Raw genomic sequence first — 10,443 nt, forward strand, 5'->3', positions numbered from 1 at the left:
CGATGGGGCTGATCTCCGGGATTCTCCTCCTTCCCATCGCGCCGGTTCGCGGTGTGGTGTGGGTCGCCGAACAGCTCCGGGACGCCGCTGAGCGCGAGTTCCGCGACCCGGGCGCGATCCGTGCTCAACTCGCCGCGCTCAACCGGGAACTCGATGACGGGTTCATCGGCTGGGAGGAGTTCGAAGCAGAAGAGGAAAGGTTGCTGGACCGGCTCTACGGTTGCGCCGCACTGGTCGGCCCACGTCGAGTGACGGAAGGTGACGGAGATGAATGATCAGGAGAAGGTAGCGCTCGCCGCTGCGGTTGTGGGCGGCTACGTGCTGGGCAGGACGAAGAAGGGCCGACTGGCTCTGAGCGTCGCCACCTATCTGGCGGGGCGCCGATTCGGGCTCGAACCGCGCGCGCTGGTGGCCGAAGGGGTGCGGAGACTCGGTGAGATCCCGCAGTTCGCCGAATTGCAGGATCAGTTGAGGGGCGAGGTTCTCGACGCCGGACGACAGGCGGTGACCGCGGCCGCGAACCGAGGCATGAGCTCTCTGGCCGACGCCATCAGTGACCGGACCGCCCGTCTCGGCGAGCTGGGCGCCGGGGAGCCCGACGAGGCGGACGAGGCGGACGCCGAGGATGAGGAGTACGAGTACGAGGAGGAGGGCCCGGAGGACGACGAGGACGAGGACGAGGGCTACGAGGAAGAGCCCGAGGACGAGGAGGCAGAAGACGAGGGTTGGGACGAGGAACAGGACGAAGAAGAGGACGAGGAACAGGAGGAGGAAGAAGAGGACGAGGACGAGGAGCCGGAGGCGCCCGCTCCACGACCGCGTCGCCGCACCGCGGCGAGAAAGCAGCCGGAGAAGCCGTCCGGGAAGTCCGCGGCACCGAGGAAGGCCCCCGCGAAGAGGTCGGCTCCGGCCAAGAAGGCACCGGCGAAAAAGGCTCCTGCCAAGAAGGCCCCCGCCAAGAAGGCCGCCCCGGCGAAGAAGTCCGCGGCGAAGAAGGCCGCTCCGGCGAAGAAGCCGGCTTCCAGGAAGTCCGCTCCGGCGAAGAAGGCCCCCGCGAAGAAGGCCCCCGCGAAGAGGTCGGCTCCGGCGAAGAAGTCCGCCGCCAAGAAAACCGCTTCATCGAAGCGGACAGCATCCAAGCGCACCGAGCGCCGGAGGTAGTCAGCCATGGCCAGGACGGAAGACGAGCCGGACGCTCCGGCTGATTCGGGCGCCGATCGCCTCAAGGAGGAGCTGACGAAATTCGTCCTAGCGCAGGTCCAGAGGATCGCCGACGGCGTGGGCGGGAAACTCAGCGATGTCACGGACCAGCTCAGCGGAGTGGCCGAGAACGGAGGGACACTTCCGGCCTTGGGGGCGCGCGTTCTGGGGGGTGAATCTCCGATCAAGGCCCTCGTCTCCGAAAAGGCGAAGGGCGTCAAGGACGCGGTCGTGGGCAAGGCCAAGGACGCCATGGGCGGGGGAAAGGGCAAGCGCAAGTCCGGCGGCGGTAAATCGATGAACATCATCGAGGTGCTCGATGTGGGCGTTCCCTTGCGCACCGCGTATGACGCCTGGACCCAGTACGACCAGTTCAGCAGCTTCGCCAAGGGCGTCCAGGACGTCTCGAAGAGCGAGGACGCGCTCAGTGACTGGAAGGTCAAGATCGGACCGTCGGCACGCAGCTTCAAGGCCACCGTGCAGGAACAGGTCCCCGACGACCGCATCGTGTGGACGTCCGAGGGCGCCAAGGGCACCACGCGGGGTGCCGTGAGTTTCCACGAGCTGGCGCCGAATCTGACGCGCATCGTGCTGGTCGTCGAGTACTACCCATCCGGATTCTTCGAGAAGACGGGCAACCTCTGGCGCGCACAGGGCCGCCGTATCCGACTGGACTTCAAGCACTTCCAACGCCATATCACCCTCACGGAGGAGGAACCGGAGGGCTGGCGCGGCGAGATCCGCGATGGCGAGGTCGTTGTCTCCCATGAGGACGCCGTGGCGGAGGAGGAGCAGGGCGAGGACGAGGCCGAGGCCGAGGACACGGACGAAGAGCCGGCGGACGAGGGCGAGGACGAGGACGGGGAGGAAGACGAGGAGGAAGACGGGGAGTACGAGGAGGACGGAGAGGAAGAGGAGCCGGACGAAGAACTGGCCGACGAGGACGAGGGCGAGGACGAGGACGAGGAAGAGCCGGAGGAGCCGGAGGAGCCGTCGTCCGGCAGGCGCCGGCAGCGGCGGAGTTCGCGGTGACCGAACTCGACACGCGGCAGGGAGAGCAGTGGGCGCCCGGTCCGCAGACCACCAACCTCGCGGACATCCTTGAACGCGTACTCGACAAGGGCATCGTCATCGCGGGAGACATCAAGATCGACCTCCTCGACATCGAGCTGCTCACCATCCGGCTCCGCCTCTTCGTGGCGTCCGTCGACACCGCCAAGAAGGCCGGCATCGACTGGTGGGAGACCGACCCAGCGCTGAGTTCCCGCGCGCGGCGCGAGGCGCTGGAGGACGAGAACCGCGAACTGCGCGACCGCCTGGCCGCACTGGAGGCCTCGCCGAGTGACTCGAAGGTCCGAGCGGCCGGGAAGAGCGAGTGAACATGACACAGCCCGGCGCGCGGCCCCCGGCGACCCCGGCCACCGGAGTGACCTACGTGTTCGCCGTATTCCAGGACGCCCGCGCACGTACTGTCGCGGAGGCCGGCGGCCTGGCGGGCATGCCGGGCGGTGCTGCCGTCCGGGTGCTGCCCTCGGGATCGCTCGCCGCGCTGGTCCAGACCGTACCGGCCGCGGACTTCACCGACGAGGCCTGGCAGGAGCGGCTCACCGACCTCCGTGAGCTGGAGACGTACGCACGGGCGCACCATACGGTGGTGTCCGCCGTCGCCGGACGGTGCCCCACCGTTCCCCTGCCGCTCGCCACTCTGTACCACGACGACGCACGGGCCCAGGAGGAACTGTGCCGGGAGTCGGAGCGGTTCCACGCCGCGCTGCGGCGGATCGCGTACCGATCCGAGTGGGGAGTGAAGGTGTACGCGTCGGCTCCCGGCACCGATGAGCCGGAGCCGGCGCCCGCGCCGACCCGCGCCGTCCCCGGTGCGGGACTCGCGTACCTGAATCGGAAGCGTGGTGTCCAGGAACGGCGCGAGTGGCGGAGAGAACAGGCGCTGCGCCTCGCGGAGACGGTCGACGCCGAGTTGCGAGCGTTCGCCGAGGCATCCCGGCGGCTTCGGGTGGAGACCCGGGAGGACCGCGAGGTCCAAGTGCTCAACGCCACCTACCTGATCGGCGAACACCAGGTGGAGGAGTTCGCCCTGCTGGTGGACACGGTGCGGGAACGCACCGGCGGGCAGATCGAACTCTCCGGACCGTGGGTCCCCTACTCCTTCGTCGGTGAGGCGTGACCATGGGGAGTGACATCGTGCCCTGGGACGGTCCGGAGCCATTGGCGGGCCCCATCGGGGTGCCTCTGGTGGATCTGCTGGACCGAGTGCTGGCCACCGGGGTGGTCATCAGCGGAGACTTGGTCATCGCCATCGCGGACGTGCCTCTCGTACGGCTGTCGCTGCACGCCCTGTTGTCGTCGGTCAACGAGCGAGTGCCCGCGCCGTGGGCCGACGGAGGACCACTGTGACCGATTCGCGCGTGGACCTGAACTCCGACCAGATGGGGCGAGATCTGGTGACCCTGGTGCTGACCGTCGTCGAGCTGCTGCGCCAGCTGATGGAGCGGCAGGCCATCCGACGGGTGGAGCAGGGTGATCTGAGCGACGAGAAGATCGAGGAGATCGGGACCACCCTGATGCTGCTCGACCAGCGAATGACGCAACTGTGCGAGCAGCACGGTGTGCGGCCCGAGGATCTCAATCTCGATCTCGGCCCCCTCGGCAAGCTGCTTCCCCCTCGCTGAGCGGACGCACACAGTCGGCGGAGACGGGCTTGTGGGCTGCTCATCCGTGCGCTTGCTCCGCCCCGAGGAGGGCCGGTCCCGCGTGCCGCCTGCCCGTGATGGCGGAAGGCCGCGGACGGGAGCACAGTGGATGAGGAGGCTCACGTGAGAGCCGTACACCAAAACCTCTGCGAGGCGTCATGACCACATCTCAGGGTGAGAAAGCGGTAACGCACGGGAACGACCAGGGCACCCGGGGAAGGACGACGATCGCGGACGGGGTCGTGGCCACCATCGCCGGAATCGCGATCCGCGAGACCGACGGCGTGCATACGGTGGGACGCGGGGCGTCGAAGGCCCTCGGAGCGGTCGCGGGCAGGATGCCCGGGTCCTCCAGCGCCGGCCGAGGTGTGAAAGTCGAAGTGGGCGAGAAGCAGACCGCTGTCGACGTGGACATCGAGGTCGAGTACGGCATCCCCATCCATGAACTCGCCGACACCATACGGACCCACGTCACCGACGCGGTCGAGACCATGACCGGCCTGGAAGTCGTCGAGATCAACATCAACGTCTTCGACGTCCACATCCCGGACGACGACACTGATGAGGACAACGGTTCGCGGAGCGCGGAGAGCGGCCGGGTGCAATGAACCACGTACACGGCTGAGAAGCGGAGAAGGGGCTCAGCGCCCGGAGCCCGCGAGGCCCCGCGAAACCCCACCGGCGCGGGCGACGGCAGCCACCAGGCCCCGCCTGCTCTTACCGGACAGGCGGCCCGCACCCCGCGACCCGGCTCGCGATCGTGCTCGGGGCTCGGGCACCCTCGTGTCCTCGACGGACATCTCTCCTGCTGGGGCCCCGGCGGCTTCACTCCCGGCCCGCACCGGCGAGCTGCGCGGGGGCGGTCAGGGGCCGGGCGAGTGACCGGGGTGACCGTGGGTGCGCCGGGCCTGTTTCATCTCCGCCTCGTACACATGCTCCCGGCCCTCCAGCAGTTCCTGCCGGATACGGGCCTCGGTGTCGGTGAAGGGCCGGTAGTAGTGGGTGTTGTACGCCTCCACGATCTGGAAGGTCCAGTGCCCGGGGATGACGTCGCGGCCCACGATCTCGCGCTCCAGCAGGTCGGCCTGGGCGGCGTGGCCCGCCGCGCGCAACTGCTCCAGGGCTTCGTCGAGCTTCAGATCCGCGCCGCCGGTCAACTGGTGGAAGGCGTAGAGGCTGCCCCGGGCCCGCTCCACGGTCTCCAGGGCCTCGGAGAGCGCCCCCAGAGCCCGGACCGTCGCGTCGCTCGCTCCGTCGGGGCGCCTGGGTGACGGATCGGTCCGTTCGTCACCGGCGGTTTCGTCGTTCACGGTTCTCCTGGGAAAGTTCCCGTGTGCGGGGGGGGCGGGGTCAGGGGAGGGCTGCCGAACTCCCGGACGGTCCGGTCGCTGAGGCCCGGCACTCCTCCTCGAAGCGGATATCGCGCTCGACCGCCACGGCGGTCCGCCCGGCGTCCCGGACCAGCCGGACGGTCTCGCCGGCCTCGTCCCGCTCCCCGGGCAGATGAGTGAAGAGGACATCGGCCGGGGTGGGCCCGCTCCTGCGACGGGAACTCGGGCCGCGGGTAGGTGTCCGTCGGATTGCCGGCCGGCTGGCTCTCGGGCATCGGGACGCCTCTTCCTTGTGCTGCCACGGGGGTCTCGGTCGCGGTGCCTTCCGCTCAGGCGGGCGGGTAGGGCGCGCTCCCGAGCAGTTTCGCGAGGTGGACGGCGTTGGCGGCGAGGGTTTTGGTGGTGGTCGCGACGGCTTCGGGAGTGCCGTCCAGGTCCTGGTAGTCGGTGCCCTGCCGGGCCTCCCCGACCCAGTAGGTGACCGCGCTCGGTGCGAGGGAGAACCCGAGGTCGTTGAGGCCCTGGAAGAGGTCGGCGCTCACCTTGTGCGCGCCGTCCTCGTTGCCGACGACGGCGACCGCGCCGACCTTTCCGGCGAACAGCGGCCGGCCCTCGTCGTCGGTCTCGGAGATGTCCGCGTTGAGCCGCTCCAGGACGCGCTGGCAGAGGCTGGAGGGGTGGCCGAGCCAGATGGGGGTGGCCAGGAGCACGATGTCCGCGGCCATGATCTTCTCCCAGAGCCCCGGCCACGCGTCGCCGTCGCCCAGGTCCCGGGAGATTCCGGAGCGGACATCGTGGTCGGCCACCCGGACGGTCTCGCCCTGGACGCCGAGGGCGGCGAGTTCGGACATCACCTGCTGGGCGAGGAGGTGACTGCTGGAACGGTCGGGTGAGGGGGTGAGCGTGCAGACGAGCGCTACGGCGCGGACCACGGAGTCTCCAGGTGCCGAAAGGGGGAGGGGAAGGGGAGGTGGTGGGGCGGCCGTGCGGGGTGCACCCGAGCCGTGTGCCGGGTGCACCCCGCACGGGCCTCAGAGGGTGCCGCGCCAGGCGCCCGTTGCGGTGCCCCGGGTCTCGATGAACTCCTTGAAGTTCTTGAGGTCGCCCCTGGCCTGGCGGCGGACGAAGCCGAGCTTGTCGGCGACGGTGTCGGTGATGCCCTGCGGGTCGTGGTCGAGCTGGAGCATGATTTTGGTGTGGGTGTCGTCCAGGCGGTGGAAGGTGACGACACCGGCCTGGCGGACCTCGCCCTCGACGGTGGTCCAGGCGACCCGCTCGTCGGGGATCTGCTCGGTGATCCTCGCGTCGAACTCGCGGCTCACCCCGTCCACCTTGGTGACCCAGTGCGTCAGGGTCGGGGTGCGCTGCTCGATCCGTTCCACCGCGTCCATGAACTGCGGGAACTCCTCGAACTGCGTCCACTGGTTGTAGGCCGTGCTCACCGGTACGGCGACCTCGACGGACTCCTCGATCTTCGACATGTCCACTCCCTGTGGTGGTCCGATGGTGACAGAGCGGCGCGTACCCGGGTTCCCTCGTCTGACACGGCGGCTCGGTGTCCGGGAGTCGAATGGCCGGGCCGGGGAGCATCCTGGTGCCCAGGATTTGGGCGCCGGCACCAGCCCGGAGGCCGTCCGTGTCGCCACCTCCCTGCAAGAACCGGCCCCGAAGCGGGATAGGACGGCTCAGAGCATCAGGGTGATGGCGTAGACGAGGAAGAACGCCGCGAACACGGCCGCGACGAGCAGGATGATCACAAGGGGCGCTTTGCCCCAGCCGCGGCTCGTCTCCTGGCGGGGCCCCGTGCCGGAGGACGTCCCCGACTCCGCCGGCGGTGTCTCCCCGGGCGGGACCCCGCCACCGGGCTCCCCGGGATCAGGCCCGGGATCGGTGTTGTCGAAGCTCATGCCACAGAGGTACCCCGCGACGAGCACACGGTGCGGACCTTCGTCGGGAATTACGGCAAACGGGAAGGCGGCGCGCCCGAGCGCCGCGCGTACGGCGTGACCCGCCGGGGCGGCCTTCCCCCCGGCGGGTGTCCGTGGAGGGCGTCTCGGTGGGCCCGGCCACGCCGGGACTCCCGGAGCGGGGAGCCGGGCGGCAACCGGACAGGGCCGTCCCCCGGGCAGCAGCCGCTCGCGACCGATGAGCGGGGGGAACACCCTCCTGTCTCACGCGGGGCGCCGAGGAGGTGCCGCCGGGGGACGCGCCGCTGCGGGCCGCGCTGGTCGCGCTGTGGCGAGACGGCCGGATTCTCGTGGTCCTCGGTCGGTACCGGCAGTCCTGGGAACGTCCCGGCGAACGCACTGAGCAGGGTGAATCGCCCCGACAGGGCCGCGGGCGGTGCGCGAGCTGTCCGCACCACCCCACCCGCGCCCCGGGCAGCCGGACGGTTCCCGGGGTGAGGCCGTCGGGGAATCCGGAGACGGACGCGGGTGCCGGCTGTTCCGTGCCGCTCCCATGAACCCTGTCGGCGCTCAGGGCAGGGGCGTGCGGCGGATCAGCAGGATCGCCACATCGTCGTACCCGGGGTGGGTGAAAGCCTTCGAGACGAGGAGGTCGGCCAGGTCCTCCAGACCGGGGGAGCCGGCGGCGGTGTTCCGGTTGTCGCGCATCCACCGGCCGAACGCGGTGGACACCGCGGCCACGGCCTCGTCGTACGGCCGGCCGGGCCGGTCCACCAGCCCGTCCGTGTAGAGCAGCAGGGCCTCGCCCGGCTGGAGCTGTCCGTGGAAGACGGGATACCCGCCGTCGGGCGCGTAGCCGAGGGGGAGTGAGCCGGGCACGTCCAGCTCGCGGACGGTTCCGTCGGCCCCCGACTGGAGCGGGTTGGGGTGGCCGGCCCGGACGATCCGGAGCTGCCCGGCGGGCGGGGTCACGTCCACGATGCAGCAGGTGGCGAATCGTTCGGTGTCCAGGCCCCACAGGGTCTGGTTGCCGCGTGCCATCAGGTGCTCCGCCCGGTAGCCGTCCGAGGAGTGCGCCCGCAGAGCGGTGCGGAGCTGTCCCATGACCCCCGCGGCCTGCGCGCTGTGCCCCTGGACGTCGCCGATGACGAACGACGCGCCGCCGTCCTGGCGCGGCATCATGTCGAACCAGTCGCCCCCCACCTGCATGCCCTGGGCGGCGGGGAGATAGCGGGCGGCGATCTCGAAGCCGGGCAGCCGGCCCAGCGCGCGCGGCATCATCAGTTCCTGGAGTTCGGTCATCCGGTGGCGGTAGACATCGGAGAGCCGGGCGCGGGCCAGGGACTGGGCGAGGATGCCGCCGACGGCGGCGATGATGATCTGGTCGTCGGAACCGAAGGCGCGCGGCTTCTCGTAGGCGATGAGGCAGGTGCCGACCGTGCCGTCCGCCGAGGTCAGCGGCAGGACCACCCAGGCCTCGTGCTCGCGGCCGGGGCGTACCGCGGGGTGGGGGAAGCGCCGGAGGTACTCCTCGCGGGTGCGGAAGAACAGGGGCTCGCCCCCGTGCAGGGCGGTGGCCATCGGTCCGCCGTCCTCCACGCCGAACAGCCGCAGCCGTTCCACCGTCTCCTCCGGGTAGCCGGCCGCGCCCGCGAGGAGGAGGCGTCCCTCGTGCTCCAGATGGATGGCCATCGCGTGCGCTCCGAGCTCGGGCAGGACGGTGCCGGTCATGGCGTCGAGGACGTCCTCGGTCGTCAGCGCCGCGGCGAAGGCGCTGGTCGCACTGAGGACGAACTCCCTCCGGGCCTCGCGCCGGGCCGCGCGCTCGCGCTGCTCGGTGATGTCCCAGACCACACCGATCATGGTCCGGGGCCCATGGTCCGCCCGTCGCTCGACTGTGCCCTTGGCCTCCAGCCAGTGGTGGCTGCCGTCGGGCCAGACGGCCCGGCACACCACGTGGTACTCACCGGTCTCCAGGCTCGCCTCCATGGCCTGGGCCACGGCCGCCCGGTCGTCGGGGTGAATGGCCTTCTGGAAGGTCGAGATACGGGAGTCGAAGTCCTGGGACCCGATCCCGAACAGTTTGACCGTGCGTTCGTCCCAGACGACCGTGTCCGTGTCGATGTCCCACTCGAAGGCGCCGATGTCGCCACTGGACATGGCGAGTTCGAGCCGGGTGCGGCGGCTCAGCCGGCCCGCCGCGGAATCGGCCGCCACCGCTCCTTCCGGGGTCACTCCGGCGGGCGGCCCCGTCCCCTCCAGCGCGAGCAGATGCTCCAGCCGGTGCGCGAACACGTCGGCGACCATGGTCAGCAGTTGGTCGTCCCCGGGGCTGAGCCTGCTGGACCGGGGGAGCCGCACGACGAGCCCGCCGAGGCACCGGTCGTCGACGAGCAGGGGCAGCACCACATAGTCCATGGCCATGTTCAGCATGCCGCCGAGATCGGGGTACCGCGTCATGAGTTCCCCGGCCGTGCCGTAGACGGGCCGCCGTTCCCGTACGGCGACGGCCAGCGGCAGTGTGGAGTCCGGGGCGACCACGGGGAACCGTTCGGCGAGGCCCGTGCGCATGCCCTGGTGGCCGGCGAGACGGAGCCAGCCGTCCTCGTCGGCGATGAAGACGGCCCCCGCGTCGGGGGTGATGCCCGCGAGCGCCACATCGATCGCCGTGGCCAGCAGAGTGTCCGCGTCGGGGCAGCTCAACAGCCGGATGACGCTCTCACGGAGGGTGGGATTCGGGGAGCGGGGCCCGGCCGGGGAGTCCTGCGGCGGGGGTGCGCCGTCCTGCTTCCGCGTGTCGTCCGAGTCACTCGCGGTTACGGCTCGGGCACCGGGGAGCGGGCCGGTGGCGTCCTCCCGGGCGCCCGGCGAGGGTGCCGGGGCCCCGGCCGGTGCGGGGGGCCGCGGCGCCGGCTTCTCCCCGGTGCCGGAGCCGTCCTGTGCCGCCACCGCCCACCTCCTCACTCGGAACGGGCGTCCGAGGCCCGAAAAGCCCAGGTCGACGCCCCGCGCCCACGCAGCCGGACGCGTGCGTCCGGCAAGACGCCTCCATCCGATGGTCCGCCGCCATCGGCGCAGAGCTATATCGACCATTTTGCACCCCGTTCGTTGAGTCTGTGCTGTGAGCACCGAACGGTGGCTTCCGGTGCCGGTCGCCAGGGGCCCGGACGGCCGGCGGACACGATGGCCCGCGGCATCGGCCACCCTGGAGATCGTCGGCGAGTACATCCCGCTGCGCGTGCACGAGGTGCCGACCGGGACGCGGGTGCTCGACTGGACGGTGCCGCAGGAGTG

Annotated in this window: 14 protein-coding genes; 9 read left to right on the plus strand and 5 right to left on the minus strand. The window is 70.7% G+C overall.

All coding sequences use genetic code 11. The features are described from left to right. Positions 1 to 2 precede the first annotated feature (2 nt). The 8 genes from ACWCRA_RS29025 (at position 3) to ACWCRA_RS29060 (ending at position 4,519) form a co-directional block, all read left to right on the plus strand. Positions 3 to 275: a gas vesicle protein GvpG gene (locus ACWCRA_RS29025; RefSeq protein WP_351543101.1), complete on the plus strand. Its 273-nt coding sequence runs from the start codon at positions 3 to 5 to the stop codon at positions 273 to 275. Next, entirely contained in the window at positions 268 to 1,161 is an 894-nt protein-coding gene (locus tag ACWCRA_RS29030; protein WP_451069007.1) for a histone protein, read from the plus strand. The genes ACWCRA_RS29025 and ACWCRA_RS29030 overlap by 8 nt, the downstream gene beginning before the upstream one ends. Before the next feature lie 6 nt (positions 1,162 to 1,167). Next, positions 1,168 to 2,232 (plus strand): SRPBCC family protein, encoded by a 1,065-nt coding sequence (locus ACWCRA_RS29035; protein ID WP_451069008.1) that lies wholly within the window; start codon positions 1,168 to 1,170, stop codon positions 2,230 to 2,232. After that, positions 2,229 to 2,579, plus strand: a complete 351-nt coding sequence (locus ACWCRA_RS29040) for a gas vesicle protein (RefSeq protein ID WP_351543092.1) — start codon at positions 2,229 to 2,231, stop codon at positions 2,577 to 2,579. Before ACWCRA_RS29035 ends, ACWCRA_RS29040 begins: the two co-directional genes overlap by 4 nt. Positions 2,580 to 2,581: 2 nt before the next feature. Then, positions 2,582 to 3,385: a GvpL/GvpF family gas vesicle protein gene (locus tag ACWCRA_RS29045; protein ID WP_351543089.1), complete on the plus strand. Its 804-nt coding sequence runs from the start codon at positions 2,582 to 2,584 to the stop codon at positions 3,383 to 3,385. Between the two features lie 2 nt (positions 3,386 to 3,387). Further along, positions 3,388 to 3,615, plus strand: coding sequence for a gas vesicle protein (locus ACWCRA_RS29050; protein WP_351543087.1), 228 nt, complete (start codon positions 3,388 to 3,390; stop codon positions 3,613 to 3,615). Further along, the gene (locus ACWCRA_RS29055) at positions 3,612 to 3,890 is read left to right on the plus strand and encodes a gas vesicle protein K (RefSeq protein ID WP_351543084.1); all 279 of its coding nucleotides are present in this window, start codon (positions 3,612 to 3,614) and stop codon (positions 3,888 to 3,890) included. Before ACWCRA_RS29050 ends, ACWCRA_RS29055 begins: the two co-directional genes overlap by 4 nt. A 179-nt stretch (positions 3,891 to 4,069) precedes the next feature. Next, positions 4,070 to 4,519 carry an Asp23/Gls24 family envelope stress response protein gene (locus tag ACWCRA_RS29060; protein WP_351543081.1) on the plus strand — a complete coding sequence of 150 codons (450 nt, stop codon included), beginning with the start codon at positions 4,070 to 4,072 and terminating at the stop codon, positions 4,517 to 4,519. A 255-nt stretch (positions 4,520 to 4,774) separates the two neighbouring features. Here ACWCRA_RS29060 and ACWCRA_RS29065 read toward each other — a convergent pair whose 3' ends face one another. The 5 genes from ACWCRA_RS29065 to ACWCRA_RS29085 form a co-directional block, all read right to left on the minus strand. Continuing rightward, the gene (locus ACWCRA_RS29065; RefSeq protein WP_351543078.1) at positions 4,775 to 5,221 is read right to left on the minus strand and encodes a hypothetical protein; all 447 of its coding nucleotides are present in this window, start codon (positions 5,219 to 5,221) and stop codon (positions 4,775 to 4,777) included. Positions 5,222 to 5,571: 350 nt separating this feature from the next. Next, complete coding sequence (locus ACWCRA_RS29070; RefSeq protein WP_351543075.1) at positions 5,572 to 6,174, minus strand: flavodoxin family protein; 603 nt, start codon at positions 6,172 to 6,174, stop codon at positions 5,572 to 5,574. A gap of 99 nt (positions 6,175 to 6,273) precedes the next feature. Then, a complete protein-coding gene (locus ACWCRA_RS29075) occupies positions 6,274 to 6,723 on the minus strand; it encodes an SRPBCC family protein (RefSeq protein ID WP_351543072.1) in 450 nt (149 codons plus the stop codon). A gap of 204 nt (positions 6,724 to 6,927) precedes the next feature. Then, positions 6,928 to 7,149, minus strand: a complete 222-nt coding sequence (locus ACWCRA_RS29080; RefSeq protein WP_351543069.1) for a DUF6480 family protein — start codon at positions 7,147 to 7,149, stop codon at positions 6,928 to 6,930. 570 nt (positions 7,150 to 7,719) lie between these two features. Continuing rightward, positions 7,720 to 9,852 (minus strand): SpoIIE family protein phosphatase, encoded by a 2,133-nt coding sequence (locus ACWCRA_RS29085; protein WP_451069009.1) that lies wholly within the window; start codon positions 9,850 to 9,852, stop codon positions 7,720 to 7,722. A 442-nt stretch (positions 9,853 to 10,294) separates the two neighbouring features. Here ACWCRA_RS29085 and ACWCRA_RS29090 point away from each other — a divergent pair. Further along, positions 10,295 to 10,443, plus strand: a 149-nt coding sequence (locus tag ACWCRA_RS29090) for a DUF4910 domain-containing protein (protein ID WP_451069013.1), incomplete at its 3' end; no start/stop codon positions are given.

This window comes from Streptomyces sp. NPDC001889 (genome assembly GCF_053594535.1).